The organism is Pseudomonas sp. PS01270 (genome assembly GCF_029959775.1).
Lineage (GTDB): Bacteria > Pseudomonadota > Gammaproteobacteria > Pseudomonadales > Pseudomonadaceae > Aquipseudomonas > Aquipseudomonas atacamensis.
The window spans coordinates 1-24,844 of sequence record NZ_JASCPT010000084.1; the positions used below are offsets into that span (position 1 = coordinate 1).

Sequence of the window (24,844 nt, forward strand, 5' to 3'; positions counted from 1 at the left end):
CGGCATAAACATTGTCGCCGACCCGCGCGGCGCCGCCGGTGCGGCCATGGATACCGCCGTATTGCGTGGTGTTGCCGGTATTGGGGTTGTAAACGGCGCCGCGATTGGCGCTGACGTGAGTGCCGCTGCGAACGTTGCCAGCGCTAACCCGTTCTCCGGCGATGGCGCCGCCGTTCGGGCCGACTGCCACGCCGCTGCGCCCGGCAGCGTAGTTGCCGGTGTAGGCGTTGTGCACCGCGCCACGTTGCCCGGCGGCGGCAATGCCGGTACGCGAGTTGTACGAGGCGCCAACCTGGCCGGCCCAGCGATTGCCGGTCCAGGCGTTGTAACCGGCGCGATAACGGCTGACCGTCGCGCGATCACCCCACTGATGATAAAGATTGCCGGTGGTTCCGGCCCAGCCCCCCGGACCCCAGGCCACCGCGCCGCCGCGATAACCGTAGGCTGCGCCACCCCAGGCCAGCGGCGCCGGGTACAGACGCGGACCCCACGCGTAGCCCCAGCCGTAATTTCCCCACCACGGATAGGCGCCCCAGCCCCAGCCCATGGCGACGGTGTTGCCGCCCCAGCTCCAGCCGAATCCGAAGCCGAAGGTCCAGCCAGTCCACGGCGTGTAACGAATCGCGACGCCGAAACCATAGGTCACCGGCGGCCCGTACCAGACGCTACCGACCCACGGCGTATACGGATAACCGGTGCCGTACACCACAACGCCAGTCGCCGGGTCCAGCGTCGAGCCTTGATAGCCCGGCGTGTAGCCGACCACCACGGTATCGCCGCTGGATTCGTAAACCTTCACGTACGTGAGGTAGTGCATCGGCGAGCTGGGCGGAATCGAATAAATCACCGCTGGCACTGAAATGGCCACACTCCACGGCCCGTTCAGTGAGGTGGCGCTGAACCAGATGCCGTTCTCCACCGCCCACCAACTGTCGTTGTCGACTCGAATAATCGGAGTGGCGCTGTTGACCACGTATTGCAGCGGCGTATTGCTGATCGCTTTGAGCTGCGGCTCGCCGTCAAATTGCGGTGTCGTCATCTTCACCGCGCTCTTGTTGATCGCCGACGTCTGCGGGATCGTGGCCGCAATGGCCGCCTCCTGTGCCTGTGGCGTGCCGGCTACCGAGGCCTTGACGTTCTCTTTGGCGCTGTCGTCAGGAATATTGGCAAAGTCGGCCGGCAGCTTGTCTGCCGGGACAAAGGTCCATGGCCCGCTCATGTCGCTGGCGCGGAACCAGCGCCCGGAGATCAGCACGTAACTGTTCTGGTCGCCGATTTCCTTGAAAATGTGCCCGGTGGTGTTGCTCACGTACAACAGGCTGGTGCCCTGAATCGGTTGCCATTGCGCGGCGCCGTCGGTCACCAACAGTTCCGTTGGCGTGGTGGCGATGAAGATTTTCGGCTGCGGCGGCTTGGCCAGGCTGGGAATCTTGTCCTTCGGATCGCTTTGCCCGGTGAGCAGGTCCACCTGGCGACTCTTGATCGCCGCCTGTTTGGCTTTTTCCAGACTGGCCGGTGGTGCAGCGAGGCGCGTGTAATCACCGGCCAATTGATCGGCAACCATCCAGCCGTCAAATACATGCAGGTAGTGTTTGCCTTCGGCGTCCTTGAGCAGAAGTGGGCGCGTGTTGATCACCCGTTGCAGCTCCGTTCCTTCCACCGGCCGATAAGCCGCCTCGCCGTCGATGTATACGAGAATTGCCGGGCTGTCGGAGCTGATAATGGTCGGCGGCGTGTTTTCCAAGGGCGCGCTGTCGGCTTTCTGTTCAGCGTTGAGCACCCCAACCGCTGCTTCCAGCTGATCCAGTGAAATGGTTTTCTTGCGGCTCTCGGCATCTTTTTTCAGGATGGCGAGCCACGTGTCGGCCTGTTTGGCATCGGCGGGGAAATCGGCCTTGATGATTTTGTACTGATCGAGCGCGACCCAGCGGGTGGCCTTGTCGACGAGGGTATGAGCGCTGAACTGGACGATGCCGTAGGTGGACTTGCCATCGGCAGCCGTGGCTTCGACCGCCGCGCGGGCATTGAGCGTATAGCCGTCCCAACTGTCGAGCTGCGGCTGATACACCGTCAGCTTGCTCTTGCCGCTGCTGATCACCTGCGGCCATGTCGGCTCGCTTGGCGCCGCGTTCGGCTTTGCCGCTGGTGCGGCTGCCCAGGCATTGCCAAGTGTCAGCAGACATAACATCAGCAGCGAGGGTAAAGCGCTCAGGAAAGGCATCGTCAGCTCCATCGACACACCGGTTCGCAAGGCAAAACCGGGAAAACACAACCGTCGAAAAAGCATAGCCGCCCGCCGTGGATTTACCCGGCAGATCGAGCCGTTAGCGCAAAGTCGAGTGTGGCAATGTGTTGCGATGTGCTATTTCAAGGCATGCTTGTTTCAAATCATTTTCGAGAGGCCGTCATGTTCAACGCCATCCTGATCGACAAAGACGACAGCGGTTATCGCGCCAATCTGCGGCAAATCGATGAACAGCAACTGCCCGAAGGCAACGTCAGCGTGAACGTCGCGTACAGCACGCTGAATTTCAAAGACGGCCTGGCGATTACCGGCAGCAGCCCGGTGGTACGCAAGTTTCCCATGGTGCCGGGGATCGATCTGGCGGGGACTGTCGAGTCCAGTTCGCATGGGGATTTCAAGGCGGGCGATCGGGTGCTGCTCAACGGTTGGGGCGTCGGTGAAAGCCACTGGGGCGGACTGGCGCAAAAGGCCCGGCTCAACGGTGACTGGCTGATTCCACTGCCCGAAGCTTTCACCCCGGCGCAAGCCATGGCCATCGGCACCGCCGGCTACACGGCGATGCTGTGCATTCTGGCGCTGGAGCGCCATGGCGTGACGCCGGATCACGGTGAAGTGTTGGTCACTGGCGCCAACGGCGGGGTCGGCAGCTTTGCCATCGCCTTGCTCAGCAAGTTGGGATACCGCGTGGTGGCATCCACCGGCCGCGTGTCCGAGCATGAATATCTGGCGCAATTGGGTGCTGCCGAAATTATCGATCGAGCCACCTTGTCCGAACCGGGCAAGCCGTTGGCGAAGGAGCGTTGGGCGGCGGTGGTCGATTCGGTCGGCAGCCATACATTGGCCAACGCTTGCGCCAGCACTCGCTCGGAAGGCGTGGTCGCGGCATGCGGGTTGGCGCAAGGCATGGACTTTCCCGCCTCGGTAGCGCCGTTCATTCTGCGCGGCGTGACGCTGGCTGGAATCAACAGCGTGACCCAGCCCAAGGCGCGCCGTATCGAGGCCTGGGGCCGGCTGGCCAAGGATCTGGATATCTCATTACTGCAATTGATCAGTCAGGAAATCAGCCTGAGCGAAGCCCTTGAGGCTGCGCCCAAACTGCTTGCCGGGCAACTGCGGGGCAGGGTGGTGGTCGACGTCAATCGTTGAGTTCGCGCTCAAGCAGTTGGCGTTTGCGCTCGACGCCCCAGCGGTAGCCGGAAAGGTTGCCATCGCTGCGTACCACGCGGTGGCAGGGAATCGCCACCGCCAGGCGGTTGGCCCCGCAAGCCTGGGCCACGGCACGCATCGAAGTCGGCGCGCCGATACGTTGCGCGATTTCGGCATAACTGGCGGTGCTGCCTGCGGGAATCTCCCGCAGCGCCTGCCAGACGCGCTCCTGAAACGCTGTGCCGCGTATATCCAGCGGCAAGTTCAGGCTTTTCGCCGGTGCTTCGACAAAGCCGACGACGCTGGCGACCACCTGTTCAAATTCGTGGTCGGCGCCGATCAGGTTGGCGTTGCGAAACTGATCCTGCAGGTTGCAGACCAGTTGATGCGGATCGTCGCCGAGCAGAATCGCGCAGATCCCACGGTCGCTTTGCGCCACCAGAATCGCCCCCAGCGAGCATTGGCCAACGGCAAAGCGAATGTCGTTGTTCTGCCCGGCGGCGCGGTAATCGGTGGGCTTCATGCCCAGCAGTTGATCGGCTGATTCGTAGAAACGGCTGTTGGAATTGAATCCGGCGTCATACAGCGCGTCGGTCACCGAGCCGCCGTCCGCCAGGCGCGCACGCAGTTTGCGTGAGCGATGCGCCGTGGCGTAAGCCTTGGGCGTCAGGCCGGTCGCGGCTTTGAATACTCGATGAAAATGGAAAGGGCTAAGGCCTGCGCCGGCGGCGAGGCTGTCGAGCGCGGGCAACGTCTCGCACGCTTCGATTTGCCGGCAGGCCGCTGCGATGATCGCCGCGTGCTGCGCGTCATTCTGGTCCTTGCTGGCGCGTTTGCTCGGCCGATATCCGGCAGCTTCGGCCAGTTCGGCAGTGTCGAAAAATTCGACGTTCTGCGGTTTCGGCAAACGCGCAAGGCTGCTCGGTCGGCAATAAACGCCGGTGGTTTTTACTGCGTAGACAAACTGCCCGTCCGCACGCGGATCGCGCGCAACCACGGCGGCCCAGCGTGGATCGTCTTCAGTTCTGATCGTCTTCGAAAGCGTGTCCATGAGAGGGAATCCGTTGACCTGTTTGAGTCAGGTTAACCAGCATCGTAACCCGCGACACTCCGCGCCTTGCGGTCAAACTTTTATTGAACGCCCGCGACGCGGAAGGTGATGTTGATGCGCCGCTCGCCCAAGAGCGGGTGATGGCCGGGTTTGATTGGCAGCACGCCGTGATAGCGCAGACGGTCCACGCCGCCCCAGACCACCATGTCGCCATGCAGCAGCGGGATGCGCCGGGTTTTATCGCTGCGTTCGAAGCCGCCAAACAGAAACATCGCCGGCAACCCCAGCGACAACGAAACGATGGGCGCGGCATAACCCTTTTCGTCCTTGTCCTGATGCAGCGACATCTTGGCGCCGGGGACGTATTGGTTGATCAGGCAGGAGTCGGCCTGAAAACCCGGGAAGCCTGCGCGTTCCGCCGCCTCGTGGGCCAAATCGGCAAACACCGCCGGCATTGATGGCCACGGCAAGCCGCTGAGTGGATCGACGCTGGAATAGCGGTAACCGCTGCGATCAGTGATCCAGCCCAGCTGCCCGCAACTGCTGGTGCCGACCGACATGCTGAAACCGCCGGGCGTAACCATGTGGCGTAGCGGGGCGGCGGCAAGAATGGCTTCGAGCTCGGTCAGCAGTTGCTCGACCTGCGGCAAGGCGAATCCGCGCAGCACCCACGATTGTTCGCCGATCTGCTCGGCGCGGGCTTGCTGTACGGGTTCGTTGTCGGCGAACAGGTCAAACGTGGTCGGTTGCATGATTCGGTTACAGCGCTTTGCTGACCTTGATGTCACTGAGTTGTTCGTCAGGGTGCATTTTCTTCAGCGCCGCTTTCGCTTCCTCGTCGGTGCCGGTTTCCAGTTCGGCGAACTCGAAACGCTGTTCACCGTCCAGTTTGTACTTGATCACGTATTTGGTTTTTTGCGCCACGGTCATGTTTCCCTTTCAGAATAGGCTGTGCGTCTCAGCTCAGTTTGGTGCTGGAACGACGGATGATCTTGATCGAGTGGGTCAGCGTCGGCTTGCGAGTCACGCTGATTGCGCGGCGGTTGACGGTGTCGATGGTGATGTTCCAGAAGCCGGTGCTCGGTGCGGTGATGCGTGCCGGGAAAGTGTCGAACGCGCCGCCGTGGTAGGTGTGACGGCCGCCGTTTTTGAAGCTGCGGAAGTTGGCGTCGTTCATCAAACGGATGTTGCACATCTGCGAACATTGAATGACGACGATGTCGTCTTCGTTGAGGTGCTCGCGCTGGTGAATGAATTTCATGGGCGCCTCCAGAAGGGCTTTTTCTACTAAATCAAAACGATAGCTTGTCGATGGGCGCAGTTTATCAGCCCGCACGGGTTATTATCTGGCCGTCGGGCGTTGCTTTGACAAATTTTGAACAGAACTTCGCCACGGCGGGCGGGTTAAATACACAAGGCCCCGGAGAAAAGCGGCATTTGTGCTGTCGGACGGTCTTTGACGGAGGATTCATATGAAGTGGGGTGTGGTGTGTGTGCCGTTGATTCTGGCGATGGCCGGTTGTGCAAATGTTTCCGAAATCAATGAAACGCTGCCAACCATGAGCGTGATCTCCGGCAAAAAGCCCCAGGAGTATGCGCAATGCCTGACCGACAAGCTCGCTGACAGTCGCGGCGCGTTGCAGGTGCAGCCGCAGAAGGACGGAGTACGAGTCATCGTCCCGGGCAAGCTTTCTTCAGGCCCGGCAGCCGTGTTTGATATCGAAGATCGCGCCGGCGGCAGCAGCATCAAGCTGCATGAGCGCATGTCCAATGTGCCGGTTCGCCCTCACGATGTGCAGAAAGCCGCGAACGCCTGTATTTCCGGCTGATAGACTAGCGAACATCAGCCCCCGATGCCGTCACAGTCCTGCTGTGGCGGCATTGTCATATATGGAGTCGCAATGAAGCGAGAGCACGTGCGGGAGCGCCACGCAGAGGGCCTTATCTCTGCCACCCATGTCATCCAGAACCCGGCGAATCCCGGTGAGTGGATCGTGTTTTTCAAGAAGAGTGCAGGGCGCAGCTACTTTTTGGTGGATGACAATGATGAAGTCGAGTCTTTCAATCGGCTCGACGATCTGATCGAGGTCGTCCGTGGCCTCGGGATCAAGTTCGCCGAAATCCACATGTAAGGCTTACTTGCAGACGACCACGACGTTGCGGGTCTTGTAATTGCCAACGTCAACGCCGAGGGTTTTGTCATCTTCCTTGGGCGCCGGCGTGCCATCGGTGCCGACGATGCGATAACCGGTGCCAGCGCAGGAGGCATCGGCCTTTTCGTAGCACATGGCCCAGGAGTTGGCTTCGCCGGAACAGTCGATGCTCAGACCCTGTTCGCCATTGTTCAGATAGGTGGGCTGCGAAGTGGCACAGCCGCTCAATACCAATACCGCGAGAAGCGGCTGCAGTTTGTTCAGGTTCATGGTTGCGTGATCTTCAAGTGGGAGACTGGTTGCTCTGACAGCGCCGCGATGAAAAGGTTATAGCGATTGGCCACTTGTTTGCCAATAAGGCACAAAAAAGCCCTGCGTTCTGGCAGGGCTTGGCGCAAGTGCTGGCAGGATCAGTCCTGATCTTTTCCACGGCGCTTGGAAGAAGCAGGTGTATCGGTGAACACCGAGGCTACATCCGTCGCCATCTGCTCGCTGTCGAAAGGCCCGGCGATATGTTCGCCATTAGTGGTGGTCAGCGTCCACTTGCCGTCTTTCTTGTCGATCACATACCCGTTGATGATTTTTACCGCAGCCATCTGGTCATTCTCGTTCGGTGGTTCAAAGGCGCCATGATAGCGGCAAATGCTCGCATTGGGGGCTGATAAGCGTATGGTGATCCTGTTTGCCCGGATCTTGAGCTACGCTGACTCCGCCGCTGAAATACCCGGATGGAACTATCCGCGCGAATATTTCTCTATGTTGGCATCGGTTAGCCAGCGCGGGGCATTGTAAGGCGCACGCCGCCTGATTAGACTGCCTCGAAACTCGTACACACAGCCTTTTCAAGGACTTATATGATCAAGAAATGCTTGTTTCCAGCAGCCGGTTACGGCACTCGCTTCCTCCCAGCGACCAAAGCCATGCCTAAAGAAATGCTGCCGGTGGTAAACAAGCCACTGATCCAGTACGGCGTTGAAGAAGCACTGGACGCGGGCCTGACTGAGATTTCCATCGTCACCGGCCGTGGCAAGCGTGCTCTGGAAGACCACTTCGACATCAGTTACGAGCTGGAAAACCAGATCAAGGGCACCGACAAGGAAAAGTACCTGGTCGGCATCCGCAAGCTGTTGGACGAGTGCTCATTCTCTTACACCCGTCAGACCGAAATGAAAGGTCTGGGTCACGCGATCCTGACTGGCCGCCCGCTGATCGGTGACGAACCGTTCGCCGTGGTTCTGGCGGACGACCTGTGCGTCAACATCGACGGCGACGGCGTGCTGACCCAGATGGTCAAACTGTACAAGCAGTTCCGCTGCTCGATCGTCGCTATCCAGGAAGTCGATCCGCAGGAAACCAACAAGTACGGCGTAATCGCTGGCGAAATGATCCGCGACGACATCTACCGCGTACACAGCATGGTCGAGAAGCCTAAGCCGGAAGACGCGCCGTCGAACCTGGCGATCATCGGTCGCTACATCCTGACCCCGGACATCTTCGACCTGATCGAGCAGACCGAGCCAGGCAAGGGCGGTGAAATCCAGATCACCGACGCCCTGATGAAGCAGGCCCAGAACGGCTGCGTGATGGCCTACAAGTTCAAGGGCAAGCGTTTCGACTGCGGTGGCGCTGAAGGCTACATCGACGCGACCAACTTCTGCTTCGAAAACTTCTACAAGACTGGCAAAGCTTACTGATAGCGTTTGCCTCGTCTGCAAAAGAAAGCCACCTTCGGGTGGCTTTTTCATTTTCCGCCCTTATATGGATGGCAGTGCTTGCCCAATGGATGACTGCGGGTATGCTGATGGCCTGCCGAGGAGATAGAAATGGCCTACGATTTTGACCTTTATGTGATTGGTGCCGGTTCCGGCGGTGTGCGAGCTGCGCGGTTTGCCGCAGGCTTCGGGGCGAAAGTGGCGGTGGCCGAGAGCCGTTACCTCGGCGGCACGTGCGTCAACGTCGGCTGCGTGCCGAAAAAGCTGCTGGTCTACGGCGCGCACTTTGCCGAGGACTTCGAGCAGGCGTCCGGTTTCGGCTGGAACCTGGGCGAAGCCAACTTTGACTGGGCCACGCTGATCGCCAACAAGGATCGTGAGATCAATCGCCTTAACGGCATTTATCGCAATCTGCTGGTCAACAGCGGCGTGACCCTGCACGAGGCGCACGCGAAAATCGTCGGGCCGCACGAGGTTGAGGTCAACGGCGAACGCTACACCGCCAAGAATATCCTGATCGCGACTGGCGGCTGGCCGCAGATTCCTGAAATTCCGGGGCACGAGCACGCGATCGGTTCGAACGAGGCGTTCTTCCTCAAAGAGCTGCCCAAGCGTGTGCTGGTGGTTGGCGGCGGTTATATCGCCGTCGAGTTCGCCGGGATTTTCCATGGCCTCGGTGCCAACACCACGCTGCTGTATCGCGGCGATTTGTTCCTGCGTGGTTTCGATGGGTCGGTGCGCAAGCACCTGCAAGAAGAATTGACCAAGCGCGGCCTCGACCTGCAATTCAATGCCGACATCGCACGCATCGACAAGCAGGCCGACGGCAGCTTGAAGGCGACGCTCAAGGATGGGCGTGTACTCGAAGCCGATTGCGTGTTCTACGCCACCGGTCGACGTCCGATGCTGGACAATCTGGGCTTGGAAAATACCGATGTGCAACTGGACGACAAGGGCTTCATCAAAGTCGACGAAGAGTATCAAACCACCGAGCCATCGATTCTGGCGCTGGGCGACGTCATTGGTCGCGTGCAACTGACACCGGTCGCGCTAGCCGAAGGCATGGCCGTGGCGCGGCGTCTGTTCAAGCCGGAGCAATACCGCCCGGTGGACTACAAGATGATTCCGACCGCCGTGTTCAGCCTGCCGAACATCGGCACAGTCGGTTTGAGCGAAGAAGAAGCGCGCGATTGTGGCCACGAAGTGGTCATTTTCGAAAGTCGCTTCCGGCCGATGAAGCTGACCCTGACTGACTGTCAGGAGAAAACCCTGATGAAGCTGGTAGTCGACGCCAAGACCGACAAGGTGCTTGGCTGCCACATGGTCGGCCCGGACGCTGGCGAGATCGTGCAAGGTCTGGCGATTGCCTTGAAGGCGGGCGCGACCAAGCGCGACTTCGACGACACCATCGGGGTGCACCCGACGGCTGCCGAAGAGTTTGTGACCATGCGCACGCCGGTCAGCGCTTAAGCGTCCTTCGCTTTGGTCGAGTCTGGCGCTGCCGCAACGGTGGCCGCCAGACGCTGGCTGTCCTCAAGGCTCGCCTGAGCCTTGAGCAATTCCTTTTCCAGTGACTGATTGAGTTGCGTCTGCTCGTCGACGCTCTGCTTGAGTGCCTGACTTTCCAGTGTCGCCACGCGCAGACGTTCCTGGAGGAGGGTGCGCTCGCTGTCCATGCGCGTCGCCTGCTCGAGCAATTGATCCTGCCGCTGATTACTCTGCTTGAGCTGATCCTGCAACAAGTTCAGCTCGCGCTGGGTGCCACGGTTTTCGGTGAGCAGGCGTTCGTTGTCGCGGTGCAACTGTGTGATCTCATCCTGACGCACCAGCGCGCTCTGCTGGGCTTGACGCAGTTCGGCCTGGATCTGCTGAAGCTGCCCTTCATGGCGGGCCTGTTCCTGCTCGCGCTGTTCCTTGGTGGCGTTACGGTAATGCTCCAGCGCATCGCGGGCGTGCAGGTGTTTTTCTTCCAGCGAGCGGATCTGTTCGTCCTTGTCCTGCAAGCGCAATTCAAAATCGGCCAATGCCTGGTTGAGGCCGGCATTGCGCGTCTGTTCGGTTTGCAGCATCGAGCGGGTGTTGCTCAGCGCCTCGGATTCGCGTTGCAGCGCGGCGCCCTGAATGTCGTGGTCGTGTTCGAGTTTCTCCAGCGCCTGGCGAACCTGTTTCAGTTCGGTTTCCAGTGCTTCCCGTTGCTCTTCGAACTGTTCGCGGGCTTGCTCGATGGGCTCCTGCGCCTGTTCTTTCAGACGCTGGGCGAGGCGAGAGACGAGGGCGGTCAGCTCATCATCGATCGGTTCTGCAGACGCTTCTGCTGGTTGTGCGCCGTCATCCAGTTCTTTCAGGTAGCGATGGATCGTGGTTTTCGAGCCGGTGTTGCCCATTTCGATGCGTACTGCATCGATGCTTGGGTGTTCGCCGCGAGCCAGGATCGCTGTGCGCGCGATTTGCACCAGTGCTTTGGTAATGCCGCCACGGGCCATGAGAACTCCTACGGTTACGTACTGTGGTACATGCCACTAAAGTACGCAGTGTACCATGCTGAAAATATAGGTAAATATTTGAATTAAAACACACGGGATATACTGGTATTACCCAATGTCAGGCGGCAAAATGCGCATCTGCATGAGTGAACCCGTACACAAGCGAGAAATCTGCCCATGAGTGACATCGATCGATATCTGCAAGCCGCCACCCGGGACAACACTCGCCGCAGCTATCGCATGGCGATTGAGCACTTCGAGGTGACGTGGGGCGGATTTCTGCCGGCTACTGCCGATAGCGTTGCGCGATATCTGGTGGCGCACGCTGGCGTACTGTCGATCAACACGCTGAAGCTGCGTCTGTCGGCGCTGGCGCAGTGGCACAACAGTCAGGGCTTTGCCGATCCGACCAAGGCGCCAGTGGTGCGCAAGGTGTTCAAGGGCATTCGTGCTTTGCACCCGGCGCAGGAAAAACAGGCTGAGCCGCTGCAACTGCAGGATCTGCAGCGCGTGATCGATTGGCTTGAGCAGGAGGCGCAGACGGCCCGGGAAGAACAGGACCGCCCGACCTTGCTCAAGGCGTATCGGGATCGCGCGCTGATTCTGTTGGGCTTCTGGCGCGGCTTTCGCAGCGACGAATTGTGCCGTTTGCAAATCGAGCATGTGCAGGCGAGTGCTGGCAAAGGAATCACTTTGTATCTGCCGCGCAGCAAGGGCGACCGGGAAAACCTCGGGCAGACCTACCAGGCCCCAGCGCTGTTGAAGTTGTGCCCGGTGCAGGCCTATATCGATTGGATTACAGAGGCTGCGCTGGTGCGCGGCGCGGTGTTCCGCAGCATTGATCGCTGGGGCAATCTGAGCGAGGAGGGCCTGCACGCCAACAGCATTATTCCGCTGCTCCGCCAGGCGTTGCAGCGCGCCGGGATTGCCGCCGCCAACTACACCAGCCATTCACTGCGGCGTGGCTTTGCCACATGGGCGCATCAAAGCGGCTGGGATCTTAAATCGCTGATGAGCTACGTCGGCTGGAAGGACATGAAATCCGCCATGCGCTATGTTGAGGTCAGCCCATTCCAGGGAATGGCTCGGATTATGGATAAGCCGGATCAAGCGTAGAGATCGTTTTCTTCTATTAATACAGTCAGCTAATAGCGAAAACAAATCAGCAGTATCAGGTTTGCCAATGAGCCTTCCGTCGAGTGAGTGGGTAGGATTCACCCATCAACTTCATAACCCCTGACGGAGAGTCATCGATGCCTATCATCAACAGCCAAGTAAAACCGTTCAAAGCTACCGCGTTCAAAAACGGCGACTTCGTTCAAGTCTCGGATGCTGACTTGAAAGGCAAGTGGTCCGTAGTGTTCTTCTACCCAGCCGACTTCACCTTCGTGTGCCCAACCGAGCTGGAAGACCTGGCTGACAACTACGCTGAGTTCAAGAAGCTGGGCGTGGAAATCTACAGTGTTTCGACCGACACCCACTTTGCTCACGCTGCCTGGCACAACACTTCGCCAGCCATCGGCAAAATCGAATACACCATGATCGGCGACCCTACCCACGTCATCTCCCGCAACTTCGACGTGCTGATCGAAGAAGCTGGTCTGGCTGACCGTGGCACCTTCGTGATCAACCCTGAAGGCCAGATCAAAATCGTTGAACTGAACGATGGCGGCGTTGGCCGTGACGCTTCCGAGCTGCTGCGCAAAATCAAGGCTGCTCAGTATGTCGCTGCACACCCAGGCGAAGTTTGCCCGGCCAAGTGGAAAGAAGGCGAGGCCACTCTGGCTCCGTCGCTGGACCTGGTCGGCAAGATCTAAGTCTGTGACATGCAACGCAGGGCGGCACGCCGCACCTTCTTAAGTTAGCTGCACCGCCCAATAAAAATGCCCGGGCGAGATTCGCTCGGGCTTTTTTTCGCCTCAAATAAAGGAAATCGCCCGTATGTTGGACGCCAATCTTAAAGCCCAGTTGAAATCGTACCTGGAACGGGTCACCCAACCGATCGAGATCGTTGCATCCCTCGACGACGGTGCGAAATCCCGTGAAATGCTGGACCTGCTGAAAGACGTTGCCAGTCTTTCGAGCCAAATTACCCTGATCGACAGCGGTGACGATGTTCGCAAGCCATCGTTCTCGATCAATCGCCCTGGAGCCGACATCAGCCTGCGTTTCGCCGGTATTCCAATGGGCCACGAATTCACCTCGCTGGTGCTGGCCCTGCTGCAAGTCGGCGGCCACCCGTCGAAGGCCAGCGTTGAAGTCATCGAGCAGATTCGCTCGCTCAAAGGCGAGTTCAGCTTCGAGACTTACTTCTCGCTGTCTTGCCAAAACTGCCCGGACGTCGTCCAGGCGCTGAACCTGATGGCCGTGCTCAACCCGAACATCCGCCACGTCGCCATCGACGGCGCGCTGTTCCAGGACGAAGTCAACGATCGCAAGATCATGGCTGTGCCGAGCATCTACCTCAACGGCGAAAACTTCGGCCAGGGCCGCATGGGCCTGGAGGAAATCCTCGCCAAACTCGACACCGGCGCGATTGAGCGTCAGGCCGAGAAAATCAGCGCCAAGGAAGCCTTTGACGTGCTGGTCGTCGGCGGTGGCCCGGCCGGTGCTTCGGCGGCTATTTATGCCGCACGTAAAGGCATCCGCACTGGTGTCGCGGCTGAGCGTTTCGGCGGCCAGGTGCTCGATACCATGGCCATCGAGAACTTCATTTCCGTGCAGGAAACCGAAGGGCCGAAACTGGCCACGGCGCTGGAAGAACACGTCAAGCAGTACGACGTCGACATCATGAACCTGCAACGCGCCGACAAGCTGATCCCGGGCAAGAACGGCGAGCTGCATGAAGTCCGCTTCGCCAGTGGCGCGACCCTGAAAGCCAAGAGCGTGATTCTCGCCACCGGCGCACGCTGGCGCGAAATGAACGTTCCGGGCGAGCAGGAATACCGCAACAAGGGCGTGGCGTACTGCCCGCACTGCGACGGCCCACTGTTCAAAGGCAAGCGCGTGGCGGTGATCGGCGGCGGTAACTCCGGCGTTGAAGCGGCCATCGATCTGGCCGGTATCGTGTCGCACGTAACGTTGCTGGAATTCGACGTACAACTGCGCGCCGATGCTGTGTTGCAGCGCAAGCTGCACAGCCTGCCGAACGTCACGGTGATCACCAGTGCGCAAACCACTGAAGTCACCGGCAATGGTGAGAAGGTCAACGGTCTGCGTTACAAGGATCGCACTACAGATGAGCTGCGTACGGTTGAGCTGGAAGGCATCTTCGTACAGATCGGTCTGCTGCCGAACACCGATTGGCTGAAGGGCACCATCGAGCTGTCGCCGCGTGGCGAGATCATTGTCGATAATCGTGGCGAGACTTCGATCTCGGGGATCTTCGCAGCGGGTGACGTGACGACTGTGCCGTACAAGCAGATCGTGATCGCAGTGGGCGAGGGCGCCAAGGCTTCTCTGAGCGCGTTCGATCACTTGATCCGGACTTCGGCCCCGGCGTAACTGCCAGGTCGAAAACTAAAAAACCCATGAGCGATCATGGGTTTTTTATTGCGCGTGGAAAGCCACCCCTCACCCCAACCCTCTCCCGAGGGAGAGGGAGCCGACCGAGGTGTCTGAAGTCATCCATCGACCTGAGAGAGCCGGTCGATTATGGATTCACCGCCAATCGTTCAAGTCGGCGTAATTCTCCAACATCCCGCAATCAGTCCCCTCTCCCTCTGGGAGAGGGCTAGGGTGAGGGGCTTTCAGCTTTTACAGCGGCGCAGGCTGAATGATTTCGACCCAGTAGCCATCCGGATCCTTGATGAACGCCAGGCTCTTCATCCGGCCATCGGTCAGACGCTTCTGGAAATCGCAACCCAGCTCTTCAAAACGTGCACATGCTGCAACGATGTCCGGCACTGAGATGCAGATGTGGCCGAAACCGCGCGGGTCGGTGTTGCCATTGTGATAGGCGAAGTCGGCATCGTTTTCGGTGCCGTGGTTGTGGGTCAGTTCGAGAATGCCCGGGATCGATTTCATCCATTCGGTACGCGCGGCGGCGTCGGCCGGGATCTGCGCTTTGTCGACCAGCGCGAGGAAATACAGGCTGAACTCGGCTTCCGGGAAATCACGCTTCTCGACCAGCGAGAAACCCAATACGCGGGTGTAGAAATCCAGCGACTTGGTGATGTCCTTCACGCGCAACATGGTGTGGTTGAACACGAAGTTGCGGGTTGCGCTGTCTGGCGTGGCGGTCACGCCGGGAAAAGTGTTCAGTTCGTTGAGGCTCATGGGCCCTCCAATAACAATGGGCGAGTGAATGGGCGCAATGATACGCATGCCGGCCGGCATCGCCAAATGCAAGGCGGGCTTGCCCTGCGCGAAGGCGGGGCTCAGACTTTGCTTTCTATCCATGAGTGCGTCCGGCAATGATCCGACTGTTGAAATCCGTGTTTGTTTTTTTTGCTTTGTCGTCGGCTGTGGTTTTACCCGTAATGGCCGAACCAAGTATCACTTGGCCGACGGGCTGGGAGGTTGAAGCATTGCCGGAAACCGCGCCGCCAGTCTCGCGGCAACGGGCGGTGAAGCTCGATGCTGATGGCAATCAGGTAATGGTGATGGAGTTGACGATGACGCAAGTGGAGGCGGGGCATCAGGTCAATTTGCAAGGCGTGCTGCTGGAGATGCGCAAATCGATCCAGAAGGATTTTTTCCGCAGTGGTTATCAGAGCGTCTGCAACAGAATTCATCCGGCTGCGCTCGGCTCATTGTCCGGGCTGGAGACGACCTGCACGGTCACCGAGAACGGTCGACATGTATTATCACAAACGTTGGTGGCAGCTGTGGAAACAGACAAGGCTTACGTACTTTCATATGCCGGTCAGGCCGACGTTTATAAGGCGAGCGCCGACGATATAGAAGCGGCGCGCAACAGCCTGAAATTATAAACGTTCGTACTAACTCGCAGCAGTTCGCTTACCGGAAGGGATTAAGCACATAGTTTGATCAAGCGCGCGAGGTAACATCGCGCAGCAAAATGTTTAGCCTGATGATTCAGAAGCGTTACACAAATTTCCAACTTGTTCGATGAAAATCATTTCATTTGTTAGATATTGTCAATAAAAAAGCCCTGCATCAGGCAGGGCTTTTTGTTGGCGTCAGATTAACCGCGCAACCATGAATCCACGGTGGCTGCACCGTACTGCTCTTTCCAGGCTTTCAGACCGCGATGGTTGCCGCCCTTGGTTTCGATCAGCTCGCCAGTGTGCGGGTTCTGATAAACCTTGACCACGCGGGCGCGGCGGGTCTTGGGCGCTGCGGACTGCTGCAGACCGGACTTTGCCGGGTTTGGATCAAGGATGGCGATGATGTCTTTCAGGCCTTTGCCATAGGTTTTCATCAGTCCCTGGAGCTTTTCTTCGAATTCGATTTCTTTCTTCAGCCCGGCATCGTTCTTCAGCGATTCCAGCTGTTTGAGCTGTTCCTGAAGGGCCTTTTCAGCTGCGCGAAATTCAGCGAGTCTGGACAATATCTTTACTCCAATAGTGTGTTTGGCTGATACCAACCGCAAACAAAGCTATAAGCCAAGAGCCTGGAAGCGACTCGGTGATAATTGGCTCACCTGCCAGTCTGGCTCAGGTTGAAAAAATTGTAGTAGTTAATGCGACAAGAGTAAATCCTGATGTTGTCGCCATGTAACAACAATGACTTTTTGTATCAATTTGGTGCGGTTGTTCGGCGGGCAGTGTCGGCGATTTAATGATGAGTTAATGCTTCGAGGAAATCAGCGCCAGGCATCGGTCTACCGTACAAATAGCCCTGCAAAAAGTTAACGTTATGCTCGGTCAGGTAATCAGCCTGGGCCTGAGTTTCGACACCTTCGGCAACAATGCCCAAGTCCAGTTTGGCCGACAGTTCAATGATGGAGTCGAGAATATGCCTCGATAACGCGTCTACGCCGATCATGGCCACGAAGCTCTGATCGATCTTTAGAAAGTCGACGTTGAAGGTGCGCAGATAACCAAGGCTCGAGTGTCCGGTACCAAAGTCGTCGATTGCGATTTTCACTCCAAGTGCGTGCAATTGCTCAAACAACTGAAGCGTGATGTCGCTCGGCTCGATCAGTTCGCGCTCCGTCAATTCCAGCACCAGTTCGACGCTGCCGGGCGCAAACGCCGCCAAGAGGTCGCGACAATCCTCGACCAGCTCCAGATCCTGGCAGTGGCTGGCGCTGATGTTGATGCCGATATGGAAAGGCTTGGCGAAGTTCACAGAGTGCGGTCCCAGCAGGGCCGCAGTCTGTTGCATCAGTGAGCGGGTCATCGGCACGACCAGGCCTGAGTGTTCGGCAAATGGAATGAAAAGGTCCGGGCGTACCAGCCCCTCTTTCGGGTGATTCCAGCGCATCAGCACTTCAGCGCCCGACCACTGCTTGCTGTCACCGTGAACCACGGGCTGGAAGTAAGGAATGAATTCCCCGGCCTCGAGTGCGCGCATCATTTCGTGGCTGGGCGAGGTCGATCGCTTCTGAACGAAGTGGCCAATGGCACCGGAGATTGCGCCGAAGAAAATCAACAGACTGAACAGCGGAGGATACTCAGCCGCCATGTAGCGCCGGACTTCGCCCTGGGGGAAACCCGCCGACACTTTGAAACCGTAACGCTTGGATTCCAGCAGGCTGTGCGCGACCGGCGGGGCAGGCAGTGATCCCTGATGAACTTTGCCGTCGGCGGACAGCCAGTTATCGCCCACTTGCAACATCAGTAATGTCTGGCGGCCGATCAGGCGCAGGATGTTGCTCAAGTGATAGCCATCCAGTGTGGTCAGTGCGCCACCGCGACCGTCGCTGAGACGGTAGATCAACAATGCCGTATCAGGCGTCACCGGATTGCCGTTCATCAACCACAGTTTGCCTTGATGATAGTCCCCGGCATTGACGGCTTCCTGGAACGCCCCGAAGAGTGAGCTGCAGTAGAGATTGTTGTCCCAGACCAGATTGGTCGAGCGCACGAAGGGGCGGCGGGTCACTTGTTCGCGCAGGGCCAGTTTCACCTCTTCGCAATTTTTTCCGGCAAGCGGCAGCAGGACCCGAGCGGCTTCTGCCGTGTTATCGAGCATCAGATCGAACTGTCGCAGCGCTTGTTCGGCCGTTTCCCCGGCACTTTGCTGCAGTGTGCGTTCTGCCTGCATATAAAGAATCCCACTGCCCAGTACGATCGGCAGCAGACCGCTGAGCACAGTCACGACGATGCGGGTCCTGCGTTTGCGGCGGGGTCTGCGGGTCAGCGGCATGGACACATCCTGTGGCGTCGAAGTCCGGCCCGATAAACAATTGAGCCAGAGGGGAGAATAGATCGCAGATGGCTCTTGCGCCGTACGAAAAAAAGCGGATTTTATACAGAAGGCAGACAGGTCTCGTTACGCTGTGTAGAATCGATTTACGCATACAATAATAATCGTCTTCTGGCAGCAGAAGCCTCGCCCGCAAGAGCCTTGGGTCGACAATGAAGATATTCGGGTTCCAACTGATCTACGGAGACTTCCTCGCGCGCAGCGTGCGTGGTATCTCCTGTGCGCCTCCCTCTACATCACTTTCCTGACAAATAACCCTGGTTAATTGATAAGAAATGATGAGGCGTCACCATGGCAGATTTATACGAAAACCCAATGGGCCTGATGGGCTTTGAGTTCATCGAGTTCGCAGCGCCGACTCCCGGCACGCTGGAGCCGATCTTCGAGATCATGGGCTTCACCAAAGTCGCGACCCACCGTTCCAAGAACGTGCACCTCTATCGTCAGGGCGCGATCAATCTGATCCTCAATAACGAACCCAACAGCGTCGCCTCGTACTTCGCCGCCGAACACGGCCCGTCCGTTTGCGGCATGGCGTTTCGCGTCAAGGATTCGCAGAAAGCCTATTCCCGCGCACTCGAACTCGGCGCTCAGCCGATCCACATCGAAACTGGTCCGATGGAGCTTAACCTGCCGGCGATCAAAGGCATCGGCGGCGCGCCGCTGTACCTGATCGACCGTTTCGGCGAAGGCAGCTCGATCTACGACATCGACTTCGTGTTTATCGAAGGTGTTGATCGCAACCCGGTTGGCGCCGGCCTGAAGATCATCGATCACCTGACCCACAACGTTTATCGCGGTCGCATGGCCTACTGGGCGAACTTCTACGAGAAGCTGTTCAACTTCCGTGAAATCCGTTACTTCGACATCAAAGGCGAGTACACCGGTCTGACTTCGAAAGCCATGACCGCACCGGATGGCATGATCCGCATCCCGCTCAACGAAGAGTCGTCCAAAGGCGCCGGGCAGATCGAAGAGTTCCTGATGCAGTTCAACGGCGAGGGCATCCAGCACGTTGCGTTCCTCACCGACGACCTGATCAAGACCTGGGATCAGCTGAAGAAAATCGGCATGCGCTTCATGACCGCGCCGCCGGACACCTACTACGAAATGCTTGAAGGTCGCCTGCCGAACCACGGCGAGCCGGTCGATCAGCTGCAATCGCGCGGCATTCTGCTCGACGGTGCCTCGGAGCAGGGCGACAAGCGCCTTCTGCTGCAGATCTTCTCGGAAACCCTGATGGGCCCGGTATTCTTCGAGTTCATCCAGCGCAAGGGCGACGACGGTTTCGGCGAGGGCAACTTCAAGGCTCTGTTCGAATCGATCGAGCGTGACCAGGTGCGTCGTGGTGTGCTGACCACCGAGTAACCTGAAACGAAGAAATCCCGGCCTGCAGAAATGCAGGGCCGGGATTTTTTAAGATCAAAAGATCGCAGCCTTCGGCAGCTCCTACATTTGGAATGCATTTTTCCTGTAGGAGCTGCCGAAGGCTGCGATCTTTTGCTTTTAAGAGCGGCGTTGCCGCGTCAAATGCTTGAAGCCTTCGAAAACCAGCACCACAACCGCCAGCCAGATCGGGATGTAAGTCAGCCACTCGCCCGACTTGATGCTTTCTCCCAGCAACAACGCCACCGCAAGCAACAACACCGGTTCCACATAACTCAACAAACCAAACAGACTGAACGGCAGCAAGCGGCTGGCGATGATGTACACCACCAGCGCGGAAGCGCTGATCAAGCCGAGCAGCGGAATCAGCCACATCAGTCCCGGATATTGATCGAACACGGCCAGGCCCTGTTCGCCGCCCTGCACAAACCAGTAGGCGACCGGCAGCATCAGGGTCATGTCGACCCACAGGCCACCGAGGTTGTCGGTTTTCAGGTATTTGCGCAGTACGAAGTACAGCGGATAACCGACCACGACCACCAGTGTCGCCCAGGAAAAACCACCCACCTGATACAACTCGTTCAACACGCCGAGGCTGGCAAAAAATACGGCGATTTTCTGCAGGTAAGACAGGCTCTCGCCATAGGCAATCCGCCCGGTCAGCACCATCGCCAGCGGCAACAAGAAATAACCCAGCGATACATCCAGGCTGTAGTCATTGAGCGGTGCCCACATGAACAGCCACAGCTGAACGCCGAGCAGGGCGGAAGAAACCAGCAGCCCGGCAATCAGCTTCGGCCTGGCTGCCATCAATCGGAACAGCTCCAGCACCCGCCGCCATTCCCCGGAAACCAGCATGAACACGGTCATGCACGGCACGGTCAGGAGCATGCGCCAGCCGAAGATTTCCACGCCGCTCAGAGGCGTCAGCAGCGACGTGTAGTAATACATGACGGCAAACAGCACCGAGGCTGAAACCGATAGAGCGATACCTTTAGACAAACTGTCCTCGCGGCTTGTTGATTGAACGGGGCGCGCAGGATACGTGGTTTCTGTGCTGAATATTGAGCGGATGCTCATTATTTCCCACATCAGGAGCCACAAATCCTGTGGGAGCGAGCCTGCTCGCGAAGCGGCCGGCAGATTCAGCATAGATGTTGCGTCGGCTGGCGCTATGCATGATTGCACCGCTTAAACGCAAAAGATCGCAACCTTCGGCAGTTCCTACAGGGAACGCATTCCACAGTAGCTGCCGAAGGCTGCGATCTTTCGATCTGCGCTTCTGATTAAGCCCGCAACGTCCTCGTCATCCGCAACGCCAGCAGACTCCCGCCAACGATCACCGCCGCCAGCACATACAACGCCGCATCCGTCGAGCCAGTGCTGTCCTTGACCCAACCCACCAGATACGGGCTGAGGAACCCGGCCATCTGCCCCATCGAGTTGATCAACGCCAGACCGCCAGCCGCCGCGCCCGCGCTCAGCATCGCGGTTGGCACCGGCCAGAACATCGGCAGACCAGTCAGTGCGCCCATGGTCGCGATGGTCAGGCCGAGAATCGCAATCGCCGGATTGGCCGCAAAGTTCACTGCGATCACCAGCCCGATCGCGCCCATCAGCATCGGCACCACCAAGTGCCAGCGGCGCTCCTTGCGCAAGTCCGCCGAGCGGCCGACGACCAGCATGAACACCGCCGCGAGCAGGTACGGAATCGCACTCAGCCAGCCGATCACCAGGTTGTCGCTGAAGCCGAGGTTCTTGATGATCGACGGCAGCCAGAAGTTGATCGCGTACACGCCGCTCTGGATGCAGAAATAGATCAGGCCGAAGGCCCAGATCGCAGGATTCTTGAACACCGCAAGCAGTGAGTCGGTGGCGGTTTTCGGTTTGTTGGCGAGGTCTTCGGCGTGGTCGGCTTCGAGCACCGAACGTTCGTGGGCGGTCAGCCATTTGGCGTTGGCAAAGCTGTCGCTCAACAGGAAATATGCCAGCGCGCCGAGGATCACCGTCGGAATGCCTTGCAGCAGGAACATCCACTGCCAACCGGCCAGGCCACCTTGGCCGGCGGCGAAGTGGTTAAGGATCCAGCCGGAAAACGGGCTGCCGAGCAGACCGGAGACGGGGATTGCCGACATGAACAGCGCCATGATTCGGCCACGGCGGAAGGTCGGGAACCACTGCGAGAGATACAGCACGACACCCGGGAAGAAACCCGCCTCAGCCGCACCGGTGAACAAGCGCAGGGTGTAGAACTCGGTCGGGGTGGTGACGAACAACAGGCAGGTCGACAGCGTGCCCCAGGTGATCATCATCAAGGCAATCCAGCGCCGAGGACCGAAGCGGGTCAGTGCGAGGTTGCTCGGCACGCCGCACAGCACGTAACCGATGAAGAAGATGCCGGCGCCGAGGCCATATACGGTTTCGCTGAATTTCAGTGCGTCGAGCATCTGCAATTTGGCGAAGCCGACGTTGACCCGGTCGAGGTAGTTGAACAGGTAGCAGATGAAAATGAAGGGAATCAAACGCAGGGTGATGCGTTTGTAGACGGCGTTTTTACCGTCGTCGATGGTCTGGGTAGCTGCGGCGCTCTGCGACATAGCGGCTCTCTCTTTATTATGATTTTTCGCGATGCAAAGGGTAACGTTGATCGCCCTGAGAGTCTCGGCCACCTTTGGCCGGATTGTCTTTGTGCCTGAGCACAGGGTTTGCCGCCAGACCCTGTGCGGCTGAACAACCGTCCGTGCCTGAAATGAAGGATTGCCGCCGCTATGTTCGAACTCGATCACGACCTTGCCCAGGACATCGTCGACCGGGCCATGGCCATTTTGCCGTACAACGTCAATGTCATGGACAGTCAGGGCCTGATCCTCGGCAGCGGTGAACCGGAGCGCATCAACACCCGGCATGAAGGCGCGCAACTGGTGCTGGCCAACGGGCGCGTGGTGGAAATCGATGCGCAGACGGCGGTGCACCTCAAAGGCGTGCAACCGGGCATCAACCTGCCGCTGTTGCTCGATCAGCGCTTGATCGGCGTGCTTGGCATCACTGGCGAGCCGGAGCAATTGCGCACCTACGCCGAGCTGGTGCGCATGACCGCCGAAATGCTCGTCGGCCAGCGCAACCAGCAGGCCGAGCAGCAGTGGCGACGGCAGCGCTGCGATGATCTGCTGGCGTTGCTGTTGAGCGAGGCGGGGGATTCGCCGCGTCTGGTCGATGAGGCGCAACAGTTGGGACTCAAGCCGCAACTGACGCGGGTGCCGTATCTGTTTGAACTGGGGCTTGAGCACGGCCCGGGGCAAACCGTCGAGGCGTTGAGTGCATGGCTGACCTCGCGGTATCCCGACAGTTGGTGCGTGAGTTCGGCGAAGTTTTCGCTGTTGTGGTGTCGCCCGGCGAGCCAGAACGTCGAGCACGATCGCCTGCTGGAAAAACTCGATGGCCTCGGCTGGAAGATTTTGCGCATCGCCGTCGGTGGGCAGGCGGATGGTCTGGCCGGGTTGCGTCGCTGTTATCGACGGGTCGGCGACTTGCTGGCGTATGGTCGTGACGTGCTGCCGAATTCGAGACTGCTGACGCTCAATCGTTATCGCTTGCCGGTCATGCTGTGGCGACATCGCAACGATGATGCGCTGGACGAACTGCTCAAGCCGCTGCGCAAGGTCATCGCCAAGGACAGCAACGGCCAACTATTGGCGACCCTGCGCAGTTGGTGCGAGCACGACGGGCAGAGCCAGGCCTGTGCCGAGGCGCTGGGCATCCATCGCAACAGCCTGCGCTATCGCATGGAACGGATTGCCGAGTTGAGCGGGGTTGATCCGTTGAAGCTGGACGGGATGCTGGCGTTGTATCTGGGGGTGCAGCTGCTGCCGCAGACTGATCCGAATTGATCGTGTGTTCAATGTCCCCTTCGCGAGCAGGCTCGCTCCCACAGTGGCATGCATTTCAAATGTGGGAGCGAGCCTGCTCGTGAAGGGGCCGGAACATCCAACGCAAGCCTTTTGTGGAAATGAACAATAAACGCCAACGCCACTTGTGCACCCGACCGGCGTCAAGGCGCAGGCCGACTGGCAGCATGAACGCCACTGCAACCGGAGAATTCCCATGAAAATCGTCATCGCCCCCGACTCGTTCAAGGACAGCCTGAGTGCCCAAGGCGTTGCCGAAGCCATCGCCCTCGGACTGGCCCAGGTCTGGCCGCAGGCAACGCTGATCAAATGCCCGATGGCCGATGGCGGCGAAGGCACGGTCGAGTCGATTCTTGCAGCCTGCGAAGGTGAGTTACGCCGCACCCGCGTGCGCGGTCCACTGGGCGCGCCGGTCGATGCCGCTTGGGGTTGGCTACCGCACAACCACACCGCGATCATCGAAATGGCCGAGGCCAGCGGTCTGCAACTGGTCCCGCCGGGACAGCGCGATGCCTGCATCAGCAGCACGTTTGGCACGGGTGAATTGATTCGTGCAGCGCTGGATGCCGGCGCGCAACGAGTGATCCTGGCGATCGGCGGCAGCGCGACCAATGACGGCGGTGCCGGGGCGATGCAGGCATTGGGTGTGAAGTTGCTGGATGCGCAGAATCAGCCTCTGGTGCCCGGCGGCCTGGCCTTGGCGCAACTGGCGCGATTGGACCTGAGTGGACTTGATCCACGTCTGGCCGATGTGCGTTTCGACATCGCCGCCGACGTTAACAATCCGCTCTGCGGCCCCCATGGCGCCTCGGCCATTTTCGGCCCGCAGAAGGGCGCATCGCCTGCGCAGGTTGAGCAGCTCGATCAGGCGCTGGGGCACTTTGCCAAACTCTGCGCGCAAGCATTGGGCAAGGACGTGCGCAATGAACCGGGCAGCGGCGCGGCGGGTGGTCTGGGGTTTGCCGCCAAGGCTTTTCTCGGCGCGCAGTTTCAGGCAGGCGTCGAGGTGGTGGCGGAACTGGTCGGGCTCGCTGACGCGGTCAAAGGTGCGGATCTGGTGATTACCGGAGAAGGCCGCTTCGATGCGCAAACCCTGCGTGGCAAAACACCGTTCGGTGTTGCGCGAGTTGCCAAACAACACGCCGTGCCGGTGATCGTGATTGCCGGGACCTTGGGCGAGGGCTATCAGGAGCTCTATCAACACGGCATCGACGCCGCGTTCGCCGTGACCAGCGGACCGATGACTCTGGAACAGGCCTGCGCCGAAGCCCCGCGCCTGCTGCGTGAGCGCGCTACAGATATTGCTCGGGTCTGGCAACTCGCCACCAAACGCTGAACCGCTTGCCTATGTAGGAGCTGTCGAGTGCAACGAGGCTGCGATCTTTTGACTTTTAAAAGCAAGATCAAAAGATCGCAGCCTCGTTG

At 58.9% G+C, this 24,844-nt stretch carries 25 protein-coding genes; 12 read left to right on the plus strand and 13 right to left on the minus strand.

Going from position 1 to position 24,844, the window contains the following annotated elements; all coding sequences use genetic code 11:
• Window positions 1–2,221: autotransporter (locus QMX86_RS19985; protein ID WP_282390409.1), on the minus strand; the 2,221-nt coding region annotated here is incomplete at its 3' end.
• A 186-nt stretch (window positions 2,222–2,407) separates the two neighbouring features.
• Here QMX86_RS19985 and QMX86_RS19990 point away from each other — a divergent pair.
• Window positions 2,408–3,391 carry an MDR family oxidoreductase gene (locus QMX86_RS19990; RefSeq protein WP_282385233.1) on the plus strand — a complete coding sequence of 328 codons (984 nt, stop codon included), beginning with the start codon at window positions 2,408–2,410 and terminating at the stop codon, window positions 3,389–3,391.
• Here QMX86_RS19990 and ada read toward each other — a convergent pair.
• The 4 genes from ada to QMX86_RS20010 form a co-directional block, all read right to left on the minus strand.
• On the minus strand, window positions 3,381–4,442 hold the full coding sequence (gene ada, locus QMX86_RS19995) for a bifunctional DNA-binding transcriptional regulator/O6-methylguanine-DNA methyltransferase Ada (protein ID WP_282385235.1): 1,062 nt from the start codon (window positions 4,440–4,442) through the stop codon (window positions 3,381–3,383). The two genes, QMX86_RS19990 and ada, sit on opposite strands and share 11 nt — an antisense overlap.
• Before the next feature lie 80 nt (window positions 4,443–4,522).
• A complete protein-coding gene (gene alkB, locus QMX86_RS20000) occupies window positions 4,523–5,194 on the minus strand; it encodes a DNA oxidative demethylase AlkB (protein WP_071172601.1) in 672 nt (223 codons plus the stop codon).
• A gap of 7 nt (window positions 5,195–5,201) precedes the next feature.
• Complete coding sequence (locus tag QMX86_RS20005) at window positions 5,202–5,372, minus strand: hypothetical protein (protein WP_282385237.1); 171 nt, start codon at window positions 5,370–5,372, stop codon at window positions 5,202–5,204.
• A gap of 28 nt (window positions 5,373–5,400) precedes the next feature.
• The gene (locus QMX86_RS20010) at window positions 5,401–5,703 is read right to left on the minus strand and encodes a DUF1883 domain-containing protein (RefSeq protein WP_007912251.1); all 303 of its coding nucleotides are present in this window, start codon (window positions 5,701–5,703) and stop codon (window positions 5,401–5,403) included.
• A 211-nt stretch (window positions 5,704–5,914) separates the two neighbouring features.
• Here QMX86_RS20010 and QMX86_RS20015 point away from each other — a divergent pair, with 211 nt between their 5' ends.
• Window positions 5,915–6,271, plus strand: coding sequence for a hypothetical protein (locus tag QMX86_RS20015; RefSeq protein WP_071172600.1), 357 nt, complete (start codon window positions 5,915–5,917; stop codon window positions 6,269–6,271).
• Window positions 6,272–6,343: 72 nt separating this feature from the next.
• Window positions 6,344–6,574: a hypothetical protein gene (locus QMX86_RS20020; protein WP_016774924.1), complete on the plus strand. Its 231-nt coding sequence runs from the start codon at window positions 6,344–6,346 to the stop codon at window positions 6,572–6,574.
• Between the two features lie 3 nt (window positions 6,575–6,577).
• Here the strand turns inward: QMX86_RS20020 and QMX86_RS20025 are convergent, their stop codons facing one another.
• On the minus strand, window positions 6,578–6,865 hold the full coding sequence (locus QMX86_RS20025; protein WP_071172599.1) for a hypothetical protein: 288 nt from the start codon (window positions 6,863–6,865) through the stop codon (window positions 6,578–6,580).
• A gap of 140 nt (window positions 6,866–7,005) precedes the next feature.
• Window positions 7,006–7,191 carry a hypothetical protein gene (locus tag QMX86_RS20030; protein ID WP_016774922.1) on the minus strand — a complete coding sequence of 62 codons (186 nt, stop codon included), beginning with the start codon at window positions 7,189–7,191 and terminating at the stop codon, window positions 7,006–7,008.
• A gap of 258 nt (window positions 7,192–7,449) precedes the next feature.
• On the opposite strand from QMX86_RS20030, the gene galU reads away from it, so the two are divergent.
• Window positions 7,450–8,289: a UTP--glucose-1-phosphate uridylyltransferase GalU gene (gene galU, locus QMX86_RS20035; RefSeq protein ID WP_024013124.1), complete on the plus strand. Its 840-nt coding sequence runs from the start codon at window positions 7,450–7,452 to the stop codon at window positions 8,287–8,289.
• Window positions 8,290–8,418: 129 nt separating this feature from the next.
• A complete protein-coding gene (gene gorA, locus QMX86_RS20040) occupies window positions 8,419–9,777 on the plus strand; it encodes a glutathione-disulfide reductase (RefSeq protein WP_282385242.1) in 1,359 nt (452 codons plus the stop codon).
• Here the strand turns inward: gorA and QMX86_RS20045 are convergent.
• Window positions 9,774–10,790, minus strand: a complete 1,017-nt coding sequence (locus QMX86_RS20045) for a DNA-binding protein (RefSeq protein WP_282385244.1) — start codon at window positions 10,788–10,790, stop codon at window positions 9,774–9,776. The genes gorA and QMX86_RS20045 overlap by 4 nt on opposite strands.
• A gap of 177 nt (window positions 10,791–10,967) precedes the next feature.
• Here QMX86_RS20045 and QMX86_RS20050 point away from each other — a divergent pair, with 177 nt between their 5' ends.
• From QMX86_RS20050 to ahpF, 3 genes are all read left to right on the plus strand, one after another.
• The gene (locus QMX86_RS20050; protein WP_282385246.1) at window positions 10,968–11,906 is read left to right on the plus strand and encodes a site-specific integrase; all 939 of its coding nucleotides are present in this window, start codon (window positions 10,968–10,970) and stop codon (window positions 11,904–11,906) included.
• A gap of 137 nt (window positions 11,907–12,043) precedes the next feature.
• Complete coding sequence (ahpC, locus tag QMX86_RS20055; RefSeq protein WP_016774916.1) at window positions 12,044–12,607, plus strand: alkyl hydroperoxide reductase subunit C; 564 nt, start codon at window positions 12,044–12,046, stop codon at window positions 12,605–12,607.
• Between the two features lie 124 nt (window positions 12,608–12,731).
• Window positions 12,732–14,294 carry an alkyl hydroperoxide reductase subunit F gene (gene ahpF, locus QMX86_RS20060; RefSeq protein ID WP_130929737.1) on the plus strand — a complete coding sequence of 521 codons (1,563 nt, stop codon included), beginning with the start codon at window positions 12,732–12,734 and terminating at the stop codon, window positions 14,292–14,294.
• 252 nt (window positions 14,295–14,546) lie between these two features.
• On the opposite strand, the gene gloA is transcribed toward ahpF, so the two are convergent.
• A complete protein-coding gene (gene gloA / locus QMX86_RS20065; RefSeq protein WP_039762746.1) occupies window positions 14,547–15,068 on the minus strand; it encodes a lactoylglutathione lyase in 522 nt (173 codons plus the stop codon).
• A gap of 137 nt (window positions 15,069–15,205) precedes the next feature.
• On the opposite strand from gloA, the gene QMX86_RS20070 reads away from it, so the two are divergent.
• Window positions 15,206–15,724 carry a DUF4946 domain-containing protein gene (locus tag QMX86_RS20070; protein ID WP_282385248.1) on the plus strand — a complete coding sequence of 173 codons (519 nt, stop codon included), beginning with the start codon at window positions 15,206–15,208 and terminating at the stop codon, window positions 15,722–15,724.
• A 215-nt stretch (window positions 15,725–15,939) separates the two neighbouring features.
• Here the strand turns inward: QMX86_RS20070 and QMX86_RS20075 are convergent, their stop codons facing one another.
• Together QMX86_RS20075 and QMX86_RS20080 are read right to left on the minus strand one after the other, a co-directional pair.
• Complete coding sequence (locus QMX86_RS20075) at window positions 15,940–16,305, minus strand: histone-like nucleoid-structuring protein, MvaT/MvaU family (protein ID WP_016774912.1); 366 nt, start codon at window positions 16,303–16,305, stop codon at window positions 15,940–15,942.
• A 227-nt stretch (window positions 16,306–16,532) separates the two neighbouring features.
• Window positions 16,533–18,068: an EAL domain-containing protein gene (locus tag QMX86_RS20080; RefSeq protein WP_282385249.1), complete on the minus strand. Its 1,536-nt coding sequence runs from the start codon at window positions 18,066–18,068 to the stop codon at window positions 16,533–16,535.
• 351 nt (window positions 18,069–18,419) lie between these two features.
• Between QMX86_RS20080 and hppD the strand changes: the two genes are divergently transcribed.
• The gene (hppD, locus tag QMX86_RS20085; protein WP_016774910.1) at window positions 18,420–19,496 is read left to right on the plus strand and encodes a 4-hydroxyphenylpyruvate dioxygenase; all 1,077 of its coding nucleotides are present in this window, start codon (window positions 18,420–18,422) and stop codon (window positions 19,494–19,496) included.
• Between the two features lie 138 nt (window positions 19,497–19,634).
• Here the strand turns inward: hppD and rarD are convergent, their stop codons facing one another.
• Together rarD and QMX86_RS20095 are read right to left on the minus strand one after the other, a co-directional pair.
• Window positions 19,635–20,516, minus strand: a complete 882-nt coding sequence (rarD, locus tag QMX86_RS20090; protein ID WP_071172591.1) for an EamA family transporter RarD — start codon at window positions 20,514–20,516, stop codon at window positions 19,635–19,637.
• 284 nt (window positions 20,517–20,800) lie between these two features.
• A complete protein-coding gene (locus tag QMX86_RS20095; protein WP_282387667.1) occupies window positions 20,801–22,111 on the minus strand; it encodes an MFS transporter in 1,311 nt (436 codons plus the stop codon).
• Between the two features lie 171 nt (window positions 22,112–22,282).
• Between QMX86_RS20095 and QMX86_RS20100 the strand changes: the two genes are divergently transcribed.
• Both QMX86_RS20100 and QMX86_RS20105 read left to right on the plus strand, forming a co-directional pair.
• Window positions 22,283–23,401, plus strand: a complete 1,119-nt coding sequence (locus QMX86_RS20100; RefSeq protein ID WP_282387670.1) for a sugar diacid recognition domain-containing protein — start codon at window positions 22,283–22,285, stop codon at window positions 23,399–23,401.
• Between the two features lie 214 nt (window positions 23,402–23,615).
• Window positions 23,616–24,755, plus strand: a complete 1,140-nt coding sequence (locus QMX86_RS20105; RefSeq protein ID WP_122704162.1) for a glycerate kinase — start codon at window positions 23,616–23,618, stop codon at window positions 24,753–24,755.
• The last annotated feature ends 89 nt before the right edge of the window (window positions 24,756–24,844 follow it).